Origin of the sequence: Rhizobium sp. BK316 (genome assembly GCF_014193695.1) — a bacterium.
In the GTDB taxonomy this organism is placed as follows: domain Bacteria; phylum Pseudomonadota; class Alphaproteobacteria; order Rhizobiales; family Rhizobiaceae; genus Rhizobium.
In genome coordinates this window covers 696215-711829 of record NZ_JACHZR010000004.1, presented here as the reverse complement: position 1 = coordinate 711829, position 15615 = coordinate 696215, and the positions used below count along the sequence as shown (strand labels likewise).

Below are 15615 nucleotides of genomic sequence, written 5' to 3'. Positions count from 1 at the left end.
CCAAGAATTAATACTTCTGCAACTTTTTCGGCAGTCCGACCGATAGGTAAAAAGAAAACGCCCGCTGCGGAGGCAGCAGGCGTTTTGGGAAGGCAATCTGCTTGGGAGGAGCAGCGATTACCTGTACTTAGCGGGCGGAAGCTTCGCGAGCAACGCGATGGATGTCCGAACGGTCGATGCCGAGGTCATGCAATTCGCGGTTGGTCATGCGGCCGAGTTCGGTAACGGTCTGACGATACTTGCGCCAGTTATTGAAAGAGCGAGAGAAGTTCATGTTAATCCCCTTTCCTAGGGCTTGATCCTGCCAGCAGCCTGTCTTCGGCGCTGACCTCTATTCGATGACCAGAATATATGTTGCGGCGCGAAGAACTAACAGAGCCAAGATTTCAAGCCACCTATGCGTGATTCGCAGAGCTCAGGCCGAGATTCACACGCTTTAGCCATTTTCTGGTCAACGAATAGGCAGAATGATTTTTTCTCAGCCTCCCGGCTTTCGTGGATAGATATTTGGCCAGCTTCCATACCTGCGAAGGGGCTTTTCTCCCGTTGGCGCCTTCCTCAGCGCGTCCTGGTAACTGGTCGTTGGTCGAGCTTCGAAAGCCGTGTCGCTGGCTCTCGGATGAGGCTTAACGAATGCTTCACCTTGATTCTCGCGAAGGCCCGGAAGGGCAGGGTGCTAATCGTTTAATCATCCATTAAGCAAAACGCCCACCGGGGGAGGATCCGGTGGGCGTCGTGATGGTGACTGGCAACTGGGAGGAGGAGTGTTGCCAGTCTATCGCAGGGCGCTGGGAGGAGGAGTGCGCGTCTGCGAATCTCGTCACGGACAAATGGTCCGCAGGCATCCGGCAACCCGGGCCGGGGCGCCATCCCCGTGCTTCGATAAACAGGTAAATAGTATGACTTTTGATCTTTTTGCAGTGCAATATGGTCATGAGGGCTATGCTGTTCATGCATGCCTCTTCTGCTGTAGTTATATATTAGCAATGCCGCGGTTAGTGTTTCGTTAACGGTCGCCCCAATTTAGACCAGGGAGGAATTTGCATATTTCAAATGCCGACGTTTCCGTGCGCCGATCCTGCGCTATAAATGCGTCAGCCGAATATGGCGGATCATTGCGGGGTAGGGCATGTATCGCGGCAGGTTGGAGCGTGATCTCTCGCTCTGGGTGGGGAAGGGACTGCTTGAGGAAAAGACGGCGGAGACACTGCTGGCCGAATATGACGCGCGCCCGGCAAGTTTCAGCCTCGGTCGCGTGCTGATGGGGCTGGCGGCGATATTGCTTGGCGCGGCCCTGCTGCTGCTCGTCGCCTCAAACTGGGAGTATATTCCGCGCCTCGTGCGCGTAGGCCTCATGCTGGCGCTCATCTGGGCGGTTCATATCGGCGCCGCACTTCTTTTTGTACGTGGTGCGCTGGCGACCGCTAACGGTTTGCTTATCATCGGTGCCCTCAGTTTCGGCGGCGCCATCTCCCTTATCGGCCAGATGTATCATCTCTCAGGCGACGAGCAGACGGTCATGTATCTCTGGTTTGCCGTTGCAACTGTTTCGGCAATCCTTTTCCGCTCGGCCGCGGTGACCGTTGTCGCCGGCTTCCTCTCCTGGGCCTCCTTTGCCGTATACATCGAGAATTACGATACGCGTTGGGTCGGCTTCGGTCCCTACGCGCCGCTGGTGATGGCGGCTGTTGTTCTCGGGCTGGTGCGCTTTACGGGCGCCGATCGCGCCCGCCATCTCGCCTATCTGTTGGTCATCGGCTGGCTCGCATGGCTTTATGTACTTTTTGACGAGATTTCCGTGGCGATCGCCTTCGCAGTTTTCGGCATGGCGGCGTTCCTGCTGACGGCCTTGCCCGTCCGCCCGATTTCCACGCTCGTGAGAACGGCGGGTGCCGCTCCGGCGTTCTATAGCTTCCTTGTCGCCATTATGGGACTGTTCCTGCTGCATATGGAAATGGACGAAGGCGGGCGCATGGTCCTGCTTGGCCTGCTGACGCTGGGTGCTGCGGTTGTGGCGATTGTGCTGCATGGCCGCAACAATGGCGCGGTACGCTACCTGGCCTACGGCGCTTTCGCTGCTGAGATGCTCTATCTGGCTTCGGTGACGGTCGGCACGATCCTCGGCACATCGAGCCTCTTCCTGTTTTCCGGCCTGGTGGTGGCAGCCGTTGCTTGGGTCGTCATCCGCCTTGAAAAACGCTTCTCGGCAGGTCGAGTGGAGGAACGCGCATGAGCTTTGCTTTTGCAAGACCGCAATCCACCCGCTTCTATATTATTGCTGCGATTCTGGTCGCTGGCCTGCAGACGCTGATCCTTGGCTATATCATACAGAGCCGCGCTTCAATTCTTGCCGGAGGCACCGAGATATTGCTCAAGACGGCGCCGGTCGATCCGCGGGATTTCCTGCGGGGCGACTATGTGGTGCTGAATTACGACATATCTACCGTCCCGGTCTCGACGGTGACAGGCGGCATTCCGGCAGAAGCAGGCGAGCAGACGCTCTGGGTGCGCCTCAGGCGCCAGCCGGACGGCTTCTGGGGTGTTGTCGAATCGTCGTTCAAACAATTGCCGGCCGCGTCAGACACGGTCGTGATGCGCAGCCTGCCTTTCTACAGCTACGGTCCCGATAACGGCGAAACCATCCGGGTCGAATACGGGATCGAGCGCTATTACGTGCCGGAAGGCAAAGGCAAGCCGCTGGAGGAGGCCCGCAACGAGGGTGTCGTTTCGATTGCCGCCAGCGTTTCGCCCTCGGGTGCCGCGCAGATCCGCAGCCTCGTCGTCGACGGTAAGCCGGCCTATGAGGAGCCGCTCTACTGAGAGGCGAGACGGGTGATGGGAGGGGCGCGCTTTTACCCGAAAATCCCTGTCATTTGCCGTTCATTTTTCCTTTGCCTGTTCTAAATCGGGTGATATAGAGACGCCGCGCTCCGGAAGGCCTCATGCGCAGGCATATGCATGCGGTTTTGCGAACGCGGGTATGGTGAAATTGGTAGACACGCCAGATTTAGGTTCTGGTGCCGCAAGGCGTGGGAGTTCAAGTCTCTCTACCCGCACCAAGCTGCCTTGCAGGGCGGGAGGACTGGAACTTGGTTGTCCCGGATACCCGGAAAGCGAGTGCTGTTCCGCTTCGAACGGAACGAACAGGAATTAGAAAAAGCCACGCGCGGCAGTTGGCCGGCGTCGTGCTCACCGAAACGAACGGCGTCTGGGCACGGCCGCCACTGAAATGAAGGTAGGAAGACATGCAGGTTATCGAAACGCTCGCTGAAGGGCTGAAGCGCGAAATCAAGGTCGTTATCCCGGCCAAGGACATGGAAAACAAGCTGAACGAGCGCCTTGCCGACGTGAAGGACAAGGTTCGCATCAACGGCTTCCGTCCGGGCAAGGTTCCGGCCGGTCACCTCAAGAAGCTTTACGGCAAGTCCGTCATGGTCGACCTTGTCAACGAGATCGTCCGCGACCAGCCGACCCAGATCCTGTCCAGCCGCGGCGAAAAGTCGGCCACCCAGCCGGAAATCGACATGACGGAAGACCAGGCCGAAGTGGAAAAGATCCTCGCCGCCCAGCAGGATTTCGAATTCACCCTGTCTTACGAAGTTCTCCCGCCGATCGAATTGAAGTCCAACACGGGCATCAAGGTCACGCGCGAAGTCGTCGACATCTCCGACGACGAAGTCAACGAGCAGGTTCTGAAGGTCGCTGAAAGCGCCCGCGACTACGCTGAAAAGAAGGGCAAGGCTGCCAACGGCGACCGCGTCAAGATGGACTATGTCGGCAAGGTCGACGGCGTTGCCTTCGACGGCGGCACCGATCAGGACGCTGAACTGGTTCTCGGCTCCGGCCGCTTCATCCCGGGCTTCGAGGACCAGCTCGTCGGCCTCAAGGCTGGCGACGAGAAGACCATCACCGTAACCTTCCCGGCCGACTATCCGGCCAAGAACCTCGCTGGCAAGGAAGCCACCTTCGACGTCACCGTCAAGGAAGTTGCAGCTCCAGCCGATGTCGAGATTAACGACGAACTCGCCAAGAAGCTCGGCCTCGAATCGGCCGATCGCCTGAAGGAAATCGTCCGTGGCCAGATCGAATCCCAGTACGGTTCGCTGACGCGCCAGAAGCTGAAGCGCCAGATCCTCGACCAGCTCGACGAGCTGTACAAGTTCGAAACCCCGTCCAAGCTCGTCGAAGCCGAATATAACGGCATCTGGAACCAGGTCAGCAACGACCTCGCCCAGTCCGGCAAGACCTTCGAGGATGAGGACACGACCGAAGAACAGGCGCGCGAAGAATACCAGAAGCTCGCCGAGCGCCGCGTCCGTCTCGGTCTCGTTCTCTCCGAAATCGGCGAAAAGGCCGGCGTCGAGGTCAGCGAAGATGAAATGCAGCGCGCGATCTATGAACAGCTGCGTCAGTATCCGGGCCAGGAAAAGCAGATCCTCGAGTTCTTCCGCAGCCAGCCGGGTGCCGCCGCTTCGATCCGCGCTCCGATCTTCGAAGAGAAGGTCATCGACCACCTGCTGACCGAAATCAACGTCACCGACAAGAAGGTGACCAAGGAAGAGCTGCTCGCCGACGAAGAAGGCGAAGCTTCCGACAAGGCCGACGCCAAGAAGGCCGCACCGAAGAAGAAGGCTGCCGCCAAGACCGAGGCTTCTGCCGAAGCCGCTGAAGGCGAAGAAGCCGCTGCTCCGAAGAAGAAGGCAGCTCCGAAGAAGAAGGCTTCTGAAGACAGCGCCGAATAATCGGCTCTTTCCTGCTGAAATTCGAAAGCCCTGCCGCATGCGGCAGGGCTTTTTTGTTGGGCTCTGAAACCAGGCGGGCCGTGCGCCGGCCTGGTGACTTTGTCAGACGGCTTTGCGCGTGTGAGTCAGTTCGGCAACCTTCTTGATGTGGCTGACGGCAGCCGTGCCGCCGGCCGTCTTGGTGAAGAGATCCAGAACGTCTTCGTCATCGTCACCCACGGGCGTCAGAGCCTTGTCCATATAGGTCTTGGCGCCGGCACCACGCGCAATCAGGAAGGCCGAAACGCTGAGGCCGATGATTGTGCCGGCAAGCGAGAGATGCTTGCGGGCGGTATCGAAGACAAAACGCGGCCAGAACAGCAGTGGATGTTCGCGCTTCAGGCCAGGGCGCCGCTCTGAGGGATGTTTTAGGCGCAGAAGGCCGCTCTGCAACGGATGGACATTCTCCAGCGGTACGGTGGTCGCAAACGAGACCAGGACCTTGACGAGACTGCTCAGCTTGATGCCGGTCGCCACAGCGCGGCGCAGCAGGGTCTTCATATGGTCAGGCGAATAGTAGAGCGACCAAGCCTCCTGGTAGATATCTTCCCATTCCTGCTTGCTCATCTTCGGATGGGCCGTGCAGACATGCTCGACATCGTAGATATTGAGATCGGCATCCATCTCGACGCCCTTCTTCCAGAGAACCTGATGGTCCTCGGAGCCGGGGAGCGGCGTCAGAACGAAGAACTCGATGACGTCGAGCGGCAGCTCTTCCTGAATGATCTTGATGTCGCGGCGGATCGATTCCGGCGTGTCTGCCGGGAAGCCCAGAATATAGCCGGCAAGCGTCATGATGCCCTGCGCCTTCCAGGCAAGCAGCATCTTGCGATATTCGGTGATCTTGTTCTGGTTCTTCTTGGCGGCGGTCAGGTTGTCTGGATTGACGTTTTCCAGACCGATGAAGACGCGGGTAACGCCGGCACGCTTCGATTTTTCGATGAAGTTCGGGATCTTATGGCAGAGCGTGTCCACCTGGATCATCAGGCCGAGCGGAATGCCGTCTTTTTCTCTCAGCTCGATCAGCCGGTCGAAGATCGCTTCCCAATCCTTGTTACGGGCAAAATTGTCGTCGGTGATGAAGAATTTATGGATACCCTGCGCCCAGTTCATGCGCACCAGCTTCTCGACATCGTCGGCGGAGCGGAAACGGGACTTGCGGCCCTGCACGTTGATGATCGTGCAGAAGGAACATTGATAGGGGCAGCCGCGGCCTGCATCGAAACTGGTGCTGAGGCCAAGCGTGCGCTGGATATTGTCTTTCGGCAGGAAAGGCACCGGCGTGCCGCCGATGCCGGGAAGGTCGTTCATGAAATTGTAGAGCGGCTTCAGTTCGCCGGCGGCCGCATCGCGCAGCACCAGCTCCAGCCGTCCTTCGGCTTCGCCGGCAAACATCGAAACGCCCATCTTGCGGCATTCCTCAAGGCCGATCGCATCACCGTCGAGCATCGACAGGCATCCCGATATATGGAAGCCACCCATCGAAACCGGCAGTCCGGCATCGCGGAACGGACGGGCGATATCGAGCGCACGGGGATACTGGTTGGATTGCACGCCGATAAGCGCGATCATCCCGAAGTTGTCGTTGCGCTTGAACTGCGACAGCAGCGCCGCAAAATCGATGCGTGTATTGGTCTCGTCGATGACTGTGATGTCGATTGCAGTATCGGCGCCAAGAATTTGCCGCTCGGCACAATCCGCGGCAATCCCGTAGATGGCTGCCAGCGAATTGGAAGGGATCATTGCCCGCCACCAACGGATCACATAGCCGTCATCGTCATAGTGCGACGGCTTTATCAGGATGAGCTGAAACCGTTTGCGAGCAGCCTCTGAAGTATCGGACAAAATATCTATCTTTCGTTGTGGTCTGCATTGCTGGATTTACTGGTACCGCAGGCCGGTCTACGACATGGATTTCAGGCTGTCGAAAGGCGCACCCCATACTTGGGAAGGCGATAAGCAAAACGCAACAGAACAATGCAGGGTGCGAACACGCTGACCTTACCAATATCTTTTGACATAGGATATAGGTCATCGGCGCAGGGTACAGGCAATCGCCAGTAGCGTGCAACGAGACGCCCCGCGGAGAAATAAAATTAAATATCAGCGACCTGCGTTCTGCCGCTTGGAAAGGCGAGGGCGTTCCCCTCGCTTCCTTAAAGTTCGGACTTTATATCGCCCATGCGGTTCCACGCATCGAGGCCGGCGATTTTGTAGGCTTCGGCAAGCGTCGGGTAGTTGAAGGTATTTTCGACGAAATATTCGACTGTACCCTTCAGGTTCAGCACGGCCTGGCCGATATGTACCAGTTCGGTCGCACCTTCGCCGACGATGTGCACGCCGAGCAGCCGGCGCGTCTTCAACGAGAAGATCAGCTTCAGCAAGCCGGTATCGAGGCCCATGATGTGGCCGCGCGAGGTCTCGCGGAAGCGGGCGATGCCGCATTCATAGGGAATGCCGCGCTCCTTCATTTCCTCTTCCGTCAGGCCGCAGGTGGAGATTTCCGGCACGGCATAAATGCCGTAGGGGAAGTATTTCTGCGGCTCCTTGGCGACGGCGCCGATCGCCACGCGCGCTGCAATACGGCCCTGTTCCATCGAAGTCGAGGCAAGGCTCGGGAAACCGACGACGTCGCCGGCGGCGTAGATGTTCGGTACCGAGGTCTGGAAAGTCTCGGGATTGACCTTCAGACGGCCGCGGCTGTCGGCTTCGATGCCAACGGCTTGCAGGTTCAGCGTATCGGTGGCGCCCATGCGCCCGGCGGCAAAAAGCACCATGTCGGTCACGAGATGCCGGCCGCTGTCGAGCGTCAACTGCACCTTGCCGGTATCAAGCCGCTCGACCTTTTCTGCCTTCGTGCCGAGCAGCAGCTTCATATTGCGGTCGCGCAGTTGATAGGTGAAGTCCTCGACGATTTCCTTGTCGATGAAGTCGAGCATGGTCGACTTCGGATCGATGACGGTTACAGCCGTATCCAGCGCCGAAAAGATCGTCGCATATTCGATGCCGATGACGCCGGCGCCGATGACGACCATCGTGCGCGGCAGTTCTTCGATATCGAGCAGCTCGTCGCTGTCGAGCACGGTCTTGTGGTCGAACGGCATGTAGTCAGGTCGGAAGGGCTTGGTGCCGACGGCGAGCAGAATGCTGGCGCCGGTCACCGTCATCGTGTCGCCGTCGTCCTTGATGACCTGCAGGGTGTTGGCGTCGACGAAGCTTGCCTTGCCGCGGATGTGCTGGACGCGATTGCGGGCGAACTGGTGTTCGAGCACTTCGACTTCATGATCGAGCGTGATCAGCAGGCGGCGGCGCAGGTCTTCGGCACTGATCTCCTGCTTGACGCGGTAGCTGCGGCCGTAGAAGCCGCGCTCACGCCAGCCGGAAAGATTGAGTGCGGTCTCGCGCAGCGTCTTCGAAGGGATCGTGCCGGTATGGACGGACACGCCGCCGACACGCTTTCCTTGCTCGATGACCAGTACTTTCTTGCCGAGTTTTGCAGCCTGGATTGCGCCGCGGCGCCCCGCCGGACCGCTGCCGACTACCACGAGATCGTACTGGAACATCTTTAGCCCCGAACTGGAATTGGAATCATATTGCGACGCGAAATGTCGCGCGTTCATCGGTAGCCGGTCAATGTTACAGTTTGTATTCCCGTGCAGTTTAGGAGTTCAAAAAGCCAAACATCGGCTCAAGCCGCTCGAATGTGCGGTCCATTGCGTAGGCGCCGATGAAGAAAAGCGACAGATGGCCGTATGTCAGCGAGATCTGCGACTCCGCCGCCATCTCTCCTTCCTTGGCAATGCCGGCGACGTAGATGGCTGAAGCCAGCCCCGTACGGTCGGCGCCGGCCTTGCAGTGAATGAGCATAGGCTTGGGCGCGGCCGCCATGATCGCCATCAGCTGACGACCTTCCTCGATGGAGAGTTCCTTGGTCGCCGACATGCGGAAATCGATATGCTGGACATTGAGGCCCTTTGCAGCCGCGACCTCGTTGTCGTACCAGGCCTCGCCGCTGCTGTCGCCGCGCAGGTTCAGTACGGTTTTGATGCCGTACTCCTTGACGAGTTCGCCAAGCTTCGCGGGGGAGGGCTGGGCGGAGCGGTACACCTGGCCATCGACGACCGCATGCACGTTGGTCGAAAGCTGCAGGTAGCCGAGATAGAGACCGGTTATGACCAGCAGCAGAAGCGTCAGCCGTATCAGCGATCGAAGGCTCGGCGGCGCGTACAAGCGACCAGGAAAAACGCCCATATTTCCCATCCTGTTGTCAGTCCTTCAGCTTGGAGAACGCCAAAATGGCTTTTTCATGCCCTCGCCGGCGTCCTATATCAAACGCAGGCCTTTGAGGCTCGCTTGTCCGTCTTTGCCGATGATGATGTGATCGTGGATGGCAATACCAAGCGGCTTTGCCGCATCGATGATCATCTTCGTCATGTCGATATCGGCGCGCGATGGAGTGGGATCGCCTGAAGGATGATTGTGGACCAGAATCAACGCCGTTGCCGAAAGCTCGAGCGCCCGCCTCACCACTTCGCGCGGATAGACAGGCGTGTGGTCCACCGTGCCATGCCCCTGCACCTCGTCGGCGATCAGCGCATTGCGTTTGTCGAGGAAGAGAATGCGGAATTGTTCGCGCGTCTCATGTGCCATGGCCGCATGACAATATTGGACGACCGACGACCACGAGGAAAGCACCTGCTTGCCTTTAAGTTCGCTCTTCAGTGCACGATGGCCAATGGCGGATATCAGCTTCAGGTCCAGCGCCACTGTCTCTCCGACGCCTTTGATTTCCTGCAGCAGTGCTGCCGGTGCGCCGAAGACGCCGGCAAGTGATCCGAAGCGATCGATCAGCGCCTTGGCGATCGGTTTCGTGTCGCGGCGCGGGATCAGCCGGAAGAGCAGGAGTTCGAGGATTTCATAGTCGGCGAGCGCCGTATCGCCATTCTCACGGAAGCGGTTGCGCAGCCTCTCGCGATGGCCGTGATAATGTTCTTCCCTGCCAGGCAGGGCGGCTCTTTTTGCGGGAGCCGTCGCCTTTGCCGGCTGTCCGAAAAACGCCCGTTCGTCCACGGCGATATCCTCGTCCATGTCGAAAGGCAATTCGTCATCGCCGGTCTGCGGAACGGGGCCTTTCGCCATGGAGACCGTCACCCGTTCAGTGACGGCAGGCCCGGCCGGTCGAGACCGGCGGGCGAAAGCGTGAAGATCTCGCAGCCATTTGCGGTCACGCCGATGGTATGTTCGTATTGCGCTGACAGCGAGCGGTCACGCGTTACGGCGGTCCAGCCGTCCGCCAGCACCTTCACATGCGGGCGTCCGAGATTGATCATCGGTTCGATGGTGAAGATCATGCCCTCACGCAATTCCGGTCCTTCATTGGCGCGGCCGTAATGCAGGATGTTCGGCGAATCGTGGAACAGACGGCCGACACCATGGCCGCAGAAGTCGCGCACGACGGAGCAGCGCTCGGCTTCGGCATAGGTCTGGATCGCTTCGCCGATCGCGCCGGTGCGCGCGCCGGGATGAACGGCGGCGATGCCGCGCATCAGCGACTCATAGGTCACTTCGAGCAGTCGCTCGGCAGCGCGTTTGATCTGGCCGACCGGGTACATGCGGCTCGAATCCCCATGCCAGCCGTCGACGACAAAGGTCACGTCGATATTGACGATATCGCCTTCTCGCAACGGCTTGTCATCGGGAATGCCGTGGCAGACCACATGATTGATGGAAGTGCAGGTGGACTTCGTATAGCCGCGATAGTTCAGCGTCGCCGGATAAGCGCCGTGATCCATGCCGAATTCGAAAACGAAGCGGTCGATTTCATTGGTCGCGAGACCCGGCTTGACGATATCGGCAAGCGCATCGAGACAGCGCGCGGTCAGCTGGCACGCATTGCGCATTCCCTCGAATGCTTCGGGACCATAAAGCCTGATGGCGCCGGTATTCTTCGGCGGCGCGGAGGAGGCTTCGATATAATTCACCATTGCAAGGCCTTAGCAGAAATTGTCGTCTCTTTTCATAATGCAGCTATGCCGGGTTCGTCCATCGCGATCAACCGCATGGGCAAGATTTCTCGGACGCGTCATAGCGATGAGAAGATGCCGCCGGGCCGCCCACCAGCGTCTGCAGAGCTGCGGATCATCAATATCCACAGTCTTCTCAATTAGATAGGATTGTAGGCGGAAAATTCCGCTGTTACTCACCGATTGGTGACAGACCGGGGTTGACCGAATGCTGAATGAAAGTACCGTGGCCGTGCTCGAACAGACGGGTGCTGCTGAACCTGAAAAGCGCATCCGCGACAGAAGCGCGACTGAGCGCGCTATCCTGAAAGCCGCCAAGAATCTGCTGGCGGAAGAAGGCTTCCAGAATTTCGGCATCAATGCCGTCGCCCGCCGCGCCGGCTGTGATAAACAGCTCATCTACCGCTATTATGGCGGCCTCGATGGCCTTGTCGAGGCGATCGGCGCCGATCTCGGCAATTGGGTCAAAGATCGCATCCCTGAAGATACCGGCGGTATGTTCCTCCTGACCTATGGCGACCTCATGGAGCGGCTCTCGCTGCTTTTCCTGGAAGCTCTGCGCGACGATCCTCTGATGCGGCGTATCGTTGCCTGGGAAATTTCGGAAAATACCGAGCAGGTGAGGCGCCTTTCCGAAGCGCGCTCAAAAGCGCTCGGACTGTGGCTAGATCGCATGCGCGGCTCGCTGACGCCGCCGAAGGGCATCGATACGGCAGCCGTCAATGCGCTGATCTTCGCCTCCATCCAGCATCTTGTGCTGTCAGCAGCGGCCGGCGGTCAGTGCGCGGGTTTGGTTTTGAAGAACGGCAAGGACTGGGAGAAGGCGGCAGGTGCGCTGAAGCGCCTGGTGCGCGGCGTCTACGGCTGAATAATCCACAGCAGGTGCCCGGGCATTAACCTTAACAATTGGTTTACGTTGCGTGACGCTGGTTAACCCGCCAGTGTGGTGTCAGGTAGAAATGTAACGAATGTAGGCCCGAGTTCAGCCATGGGAACCAGAGCAGCCAGAACCGCGTTGCTTGTCGCGGCGATGATGTTTTTCGCCGTGCTGGCGCTGGATATCACGGTACCCACGCTCGTTCTCTGCATAATGGCATCGTCGGTCTGGCTCGTTTCTCTTGATATGCCGGTCCTGCGCAAGCACGAAGGAGAGGCCGCATGAAGTGGTTTCTGATCTTCTGGGCCGGTCCGATCGTCTTCTTGGCGGGATGGTACTGGCTTTCCTATTACGATCTGAACTTCGGCATCTTCATGCTGACGCGGCAGGTCCATGACCTGACATTCCAGGTTTACGGCAAGGTACTCGGCTTGCCGCCGGAGGAAATTCCGCCGCTCGTCGCCCGCGCCATCGCCATCGACAGCCTCGTCGTCTTCGCCATCATGGGCTTCCGTAAGCGCCGTCAGATTGCGGCATGGTGGAGGGCGCGTCACGCCTCCGTATCGTCTGCCGATCTCGCCAGCAAGGAAAGCCTGTCAAGCGCTCCCTGAAGGATGAAGCTTGCCGCAGCCGAATCGATCCGTTCGGCGCGTTTTGCCCGCGAAACATCCATTTCCAGCAAGGCCCGTTCTGCCGCCACCGTCGATAGCCGCTCATCCCAATAAACAAAGGGAATGGCGGTCTTCTGTTCCATGTTGCGCACGAAAGCTCGCGTCGCCTGAACGCGCGGCCCTGCCGATCCATCCATATTCATCGGCAGGCCGATGACGAAGGCTGAGACTTTTTCTTTCGTTGCGAAGGCCAGCAGGGTCTCGGCATCGATGGTGAATTTCTCGCGCTTGATGACCGGGCGCGGCGTCGCAAAGCGGCGTCCGAGATCGGACATGGCAAGACCGATCGTCTTCGTGCCAAGATCGAGGCCGGCAATTGCCTGTCCGGGGCCGAGTGCTTCGGCCAGTTCCTCGATCGTCAGCACCGTCATTGTCGTGTCATCCTGTCAAAAGAAATTGAACCGCCCACCGCTTTTCTTTGCGGCCATATCGGCTATGTCCTTAGAGCAATTCCAGAAAAAGTGCGAAACGGTTTTCCGGCCGGAATTGCTTTGAACCATTCTGGCTCCGAAATCGTCTTTTGCATCACGTAATAAAGGAGACTTTTCATGAAGATCACCTGGCTCGGCCATGCTGCTTTCCGCATCGAGACGAAAGCCGCCAAAATCCTGATCGATCCCTTCCTGACTTATAACCCATCCTTCGCCGGCCAGGATATCAAGGACGTGACCAACGGCATCACCCACATCCTGCTGACCCACGGCCATGCCGACCATGTCGGCGATACGGTCCAGATTGCCAAGGAAGCCGGCGCCGTCGTTCTTGCCAATGCCGACCTTGCTTCCTGGCTCGGCTCCAGAGGAGTCGAGAAGCTCGAAATGGGCAATACCGGAGGCACCGTCTCGCTCGGCAGCTTCAGTGCGACTTTCACCAATGCGTTGCACTCTTCCGCCCAGATCACCGAAGATGGCGTTTCCCATTCGCTCGGTAATCCGAACGGCCTCGTGCTGCATTTCGAGGACGAGCCCAGCCTCTTCCATATGGGCGACACCGATATCTTCTCCGACATGGGGCTGATCAACGAATTGCATCAGCCGGATATCGGCATCGTCCCGATCGGCGACCGCTTTACCATGGGCGGTGCTGTCGCAGCGCTTGCCTGCCAGCGCTACTTCAACTTCAAGACGGCCATTCCCGGCCACTACGGCACTTTCCCGATCATCGACCAGACGCCGGAGAAATTCATTGCAGGCATGGAGGCTTCCAAGACCGAAGTGAAGGCGCCGAAGCCCGGCGAAAGCTTCTCGCTCTGATGCATAACTCCTCGAATCCAGGTGGATTTGAGGAGAGGAATTCTGCGTTGCCGAAAAGGCAAACCCGTTGCACAGGACGGACAGGGTCTTTATAGCGATAGGAAAATTCCTATCCGGAGAATGCCATGTCCGTCGATCTCGCCACCGTTAAGCGCGTTGCGCGCCTTGCCCGTATTGCCGTCTCGGAAGAAGAGGCAAATCGCATGGTCGGTGAGCTGAATGGTATCCTCGGCTTCGTCGAGCAGCTTTCCGAAGTTGACGTCGAAGGTGTCGAGGCTATGACCTCGGTCACGCCGATGGACATGAAGAAGCGGACCGATGTCGTCAATGACGGCAACAAGGCCGCCGATGTCGTTGCCAATGCCCCGATCACCGACCACAACTTCTTCCTGGTACCGAAAGTCGTCGAATAAGGCGCTCAACGCCTCTTTCCGACCCCGTTGCCATTTTCAGATCTGAAGCGAAAACACGATGAGCGAACTCACCAGCCTGACCATTGCCGAAGCCCGCCAGAAGCTGCGCGCCAAGGAGATCACCGCCAGCGAACTGACCGAAGCCTATATTTCGGCGATCGATGCGGCCAATGGCCAGCTCAACGCCTATATCAAGGTCACGCCGGATCTCGCACGTCTCATGGCGAAGAATTCCGACGAGCGCATCGCAGCCGGCAAGGCAGGTGATCTTGAAGGCATCCCGCTCGGCATCAAGGACCTGTTCGCCACCGTTGGCGTGCACACCCAGGCCTGCAGCCACATTCTCGACGGCTTCGAGCCGCGGTATGAATCGACGGTTACCCAGAACCTCTGGGACGACGGCGCCGTCATGCTCGGCAAGCTGAACATGGACGAGTTCGCGATGGGCTCTTCCAACGAGACCTCGTATTATGGCGCTGTCATCAACCCCTGGCGTGCCGCGGGCTCCAATCAGCAGCTCGTTCCCGGCGGCTCTTCCGGTGGTTCGGCCGCAGCCGTTGCCGCTCATCTCTGCGCCGGCGCCACCGCCACCGATACCGGCGGCTCGATCCGCCAGCCGGCAGCCTTCACCGGCACCGTCGGCATCAAGCCGACCTATGGCCGCTGCTCGCGCTGGGGCACGGTTGCCTTCGCCTCTTCGCTCGATCAGGCCGGCCCGATCGCCCGCGATGTTCGCGATGCCGCAATTCTCTTGAAGTCGATGGCCAGCGTCGACGCCAAGGACACAACCTCGGTCGATCTGCCGGTTCCGGATTATGAGGCCGCCATCGGTAAATCGCTGAAGGGCATGAAGATCGGTATTCCGAACGAATATCGCGTCGACGGCATGCCCGAGGAGATCGAAGCCATCTGGCAGCAGGGCATCGCCTGGCTGAAGGATGCCGGTGCCGAGATCGTCAACATCTCTCTGCCCCACACGAAATACGCCCTTCCGGCCTACTACATCGTGGCGCCCGCCGAAGCCTCTTCGAACCTCGCCCGTTATGACGGCGTGCGCTACGGGCTACGGGTCGACGGCAAGGATATCGTCGATATGTACGAAAAGACGCGCGCCGCCGGCTTCGGCCAGGAAGTTAAGCGCCGCATCATGATCGGCACCTATGTTCTGTCGGCCGGTTACTACGACGCCTATTACCTGCGCGCCCAGAAGGTTCGCACGCTGATCAAGCGCGATTTCGAACTCGCCTTCGATGCCGGCGTCGACGCCATCCTGACGCCGGCCACCCCGTCGTCCGCCTTCGGCGTTGCCGACGAGAACCTCGCCGCCGATCCGGTCAAGATGTACCTGAACGACATCTTCACCGTGACGGTCAACATGGCCGGCCTGCCGGGCATCGCCGTCCCTGCCGGTCTGGACCATAAGGGCCTGCCCCTCGGCCTGCAGCTCATCGGCAAGGCCTTCGACGAGGAAACCCTCTTCAAGACCGCCCATGTCATCGAACAGGCGGCCGGCAAGTTCACGCCGGCCAAGTGGTGGTAACAGATCTAACGATCCAATCAATCTTCGCGATTGAAGAAAAGCAGGCGCCGTCTCGGA

The 15615-nt window shown here is 58.9% G+C and carries 16 protein-coding genes and 1 tRNA gene; 10 read left to right on the top strand and 7 right to left on the bottom strand.

What is annotated here, in order from left to right:
- Positions 1-127: 127 nt before the first annotated feature.
- Positions 128-274 (bottom strand): DUF1127 domain-containing protein, encoded by a 147-nt coding sequence (locus FHT87_RS22335; protein WP_003558908.1) that lies wholly within the window; start codon positions 272-274, stop codon positions 128-130.
- Positions 275-1129: 855 nt separating this feature from the next.
- Here FHT87_RS22335 and FHT87_RS22330 point away from each other — a divergent pair.
- From FHT87_RS22330 to tig, 4 genes are all read left to right on the top strand, one after another.
- Complete coding sequence (locus FHT87_RS22330; RefSeq protein WP_183729732.1) at positions 1130-2233, top strand: DUF2157 domain-containing protein; 1104 nt, start codon at positions 1130-1132, stop codon at positions 2231-2233.
- On the top strand, positions 2230-2820 hold the full coding sequence (locus tag FHT87_RS22325; RefSeq protein WP_183729729.1) for a GDYXXLXY domain-containing protein: 591 nt from the start codon (positions 2230-2232) through the stop codon (positions 2818-2820). Before FHT87_RS22330 ends, FHT87_RS22325 begins: the two co-directional genes overlap by 4 nt.
- Positions 2821-2974: 154 nt before the next feature.
- Positions 2975-3059 (top strand) — tRNA-Leu (locus FHT87_RS22320).
- Positions 3060-3245: 186 nt separating this feature from the next.
- Entirely contained in the window at positions 3246-4742 is a 1497-nt protein-coding gene (gene tig / locus FHT87_RS22315; RefSeq protein ID WP_183804897.1) for a trigger factor, read from the top strand.
- Positions 4743-4844: 102 nt separating this feature from the next.
- Here tig and FHT87_RS22310 read toward each other — a convergent pair whose 3' ends face one another.
- The 5 genes from FHT87_RS22310 to map form a co-directional block, all read right to left on the bottom strand.
- Positions 4845-6626: a radical SAM protein gene (locus FHT87_RS22310; RefSeq protein WP_183804895.1), complete on the bottom strand. Its 1782-nt coding sequence runs from the start codon at positions 6624-6626 to the stop codon at positions 4845-4847.
- 311 nt (positions 6627-6937) lie between these two features.
- Entirely contained in the window at positions 6938-8344 is a 1407-nt protein-coding gene (sthA, locus tag FHT87_RS22305) for a Si-specific NAD(P)(+) transhydrogenase (RefSeq protein ID WP_183804893.1), read from the bottom strand.
- Between the two features lie 97 nt (positions 8345-8441).
- A complete protein-coding gene (locus FHT87_RS22300; RefSeq protein WP_183729717.1) occupies positions 8442-9032 on the bottom strand; it encodes a dual specificity protein phosphatase family protein in 591 nt (196 codons plus the stop codon).
- A 72-nt stretch (positions 9033-9104) separates the two neighbouring features.
- A complete protein-coding gene (gene radC / locus FHT87_RS22295) occupies positions 9105-9920 on the bottom strand; it encodes a DNA repair protein RadC (RefSeq protein ID WP_183804891.1) in 816 nt (271 codons plus the stop codon).
- 8 nt (positions 9921-9928) lie between these two features.
- Positions 9929-10765, bottom strand: a complete 837-nt coding sequence (gene map, locus FHT87_RS22290; protein WP_183804889.1) for a type I methionyl aminopeptidase — start codon at positions 10763-10765, stop codon at positions 9929-9931.
- A gap of 247 nt (positions 10766-11012) precedes the next feature.
- Here map and FHT87_RS22285 point away from each other — a divergent pair, with 247 nt between their 5' ends.
- The 3 genes from FHT87_RS22285 (at position 11013) to FHT87_RS22275 (ending at position 12292) form a co-directional block, all read left to right on the top strand.
- Positions 11013-11672: a TetR/AcrR family transcriptional regulator gene (locus tag FHT87_RS22285; protein WP_183804887.1), complete on the top strand. Its 660-nt coding sequence runs from the start codon at positions 11013-11015 to the stop codon at positions 11670-11672.
- A 120-nt stretch (positions 11673-11792) separates the two neighbouring features.
- Positions 11793-11966: a hypothetical protein gene (locus FHT87_RS22280; protein WP_183729705.1), complete on the top strand. Its 174-nt coding sequence runs from the start codon at positions 11793-11795 to the stop codon at positions 11964-11966.
- Positions 11963-12292, top strand: a complete 330-nt coding sequence (locus tag FHT87_RS22275; protein ID WP_183804885.1) for a DUF6105 family protein — start codon at positions 11963-11965, stop codon at positions 12290-12292. Before FHT87_RS22280 ends, FHT87_RS22275 begins: the two co-directional genes overlap by 4 nt.
- Here FHT87_RS22275 and ruvX read toward each other — a convergent pair.
- Positions 12232-12723, bottom strand: a complete 492-nt coding sequence (ruvX, locus tag FHT87_RS22270) for a Holliday junction resolvase RuvX (RefSeq protein WP_183804883.1) — start codon at positions 12721-12723, stop codon at positions 12232-12234. The two genes, FHT87_RS22275 and ruvX, sit on opposite strands and share 61 nt — an antisense overlap.
- Before the next feature lie 177 nt (positions 12724-12900).
- Between ruvX and FHT87_RS22265 the strand changes: the two genes are divergently transcribed.
- The 3 genes from FHT87_RS22265 to gatA all read left to right on the top strand — a co-directional run bounded on the left by FHT87_RS22265 (position 12901) and on the right by gatA (position 15558).
- Positions 12901-13605, top strand: a complete 705-nt coding sequence (locus tag FHT87_RS22265; protein ID WP_183804881.1) for a metal-dependent hydrolase — start codon at positions 12901-12903, stop codon at positions 13603-13605.
- A 125-nt stretch (positions 13606-13730) separates the two neighbouring features.
- The gene (gene gatC, locus FHT87_RS22260; RefSeq protein ID WP_113295688.1) at positions 13731-14018 is read left to right on the top strand and encodes an Asp-tRNA(Asn)/Glu-tRNA(Gln) amidotransferase subunit GatC; all 288 of its coding nucleotides are present in this window, start codon (positions 13731-13733) and stop codon (positions 14016-14018) included.
- Positions 14019-14076: 58 nt separating this feature from the next.
- A complete protein-coding gene (gene gatA / locus FHT87_RS22255; protein ID WP_183729694.1) occupies positions 14077-15558 on the top strand; it encodes an Asp-tRNA(Asn)/Glu-tRNA(Gln) amidotransferase subunit GatA in 1482 nt (493 codons plus the stop codon).
- Positions 15559-15615 lie beyond the last annotated feature (57 nt).

Bases quoted from the DNA above. Each gene is read 5' to 3' on its own strand.
- FHT87_RS22335 (WP_003558908.1), bottom strand. From the start codon at position 274: ATGAACTTCTCTCGCTCTTTCAATAACTGGCGCAAGTATCGTCAGACC.
- FHT87_RS22330 (WP_183729732.1), top strand. From the start codon at position 1,130: ATGTATCGCGGCAGGTTGGAGCGTGATCTCTCGCTCTGGGTGGGGAAG.
- FHT87_RS22325 (WP_183729729.1), top strand. From the start codon at position 2,230: ATGAGCTTTGCTTTTGCAAGACCGCAATCCACCCGCTTCTATATTATT.
- tig (WP_183804897.1), top strand. From the start codon at position 3,246: ATGCAGGTTATCGAAACGCTCGCTGAAGGGCTGAAGCGCGAAATCAAG.
- sthA (WP_183804893.1), bottom strand. From the start codon at position 8,344: ATGTTCCAGTACGATCTCGTGGTAGTCGGCAGCGGTCCGGCGGGGCGC.
- FHT87_RS22300 (WP_183729717.1), bottom strand. From the start codon at position 9,032: ATGGGCGTTTTTCCTGGTCGCTTGTACGCGCCGCCGAGCCTTCGATCG.
- radC (WP_183804891.1), bottom strand. From the start codon at position 9,920: ATGGCGAAAGGCCCCGTTCCGCAGACCGGCGATGACGAATTGCCTTTC.
- map (WP_183804889.1), bottom strand. From the start codon at position 10,765: ATGGTGAATTATATCGAAGCCTCCTCCGCGCCGCCGAAGAATACCGGC.
- FHT87_RS22285 (WP_183804887.1), top strand. From the start codon at position 11,013: ATGCTGAATGAAAGTACCGTGGCCGTGCTCGAACAGACGGGTGCTGCT.
- FHT87_RS22280 (WP_183729705.1), top strand. From the start codon at position 11,793: ATGGGAACCAGAGCAGCCAGAACCGCGTTGCTTGTCGCGGCGATGATG.
- FHT87_RS22275 (WP_183804885.1), top strand. From the start codon at position 11,963: ATGAAGTGGTTTCTGATCTTCTGGGCCGGTCCGATCGTCTTCTTGGCG.
- ruvX (WP_183804883.1), bottom strand. From the start codon at position 12,723: ATGACGGTGCTGACGATCGAGGAACTGGCCGAAGCACTCGGCCCCGGA.
- FHT87_RS22265 (WP_183804881.1), top strand. From the start codon at position 12,901: ATGAAGATCACCTGGCTCGGCCATGCTGCTTTCCGCATCGAGACGAAA.
- gatC (WP_113295688.1), top strand. From the start codon at position 13,731: ATGTCCGTCGATCTCGCCACCGTTAAGCGCGTTGCGCGCCTTGCCCGT.
- gatA (WP_183729694.1), top strand. From the start codon at position 14,077: ATGAGCGAACTCACCAGCCTGACCATTGCCGAAGCCCGCCAGAAGCTG.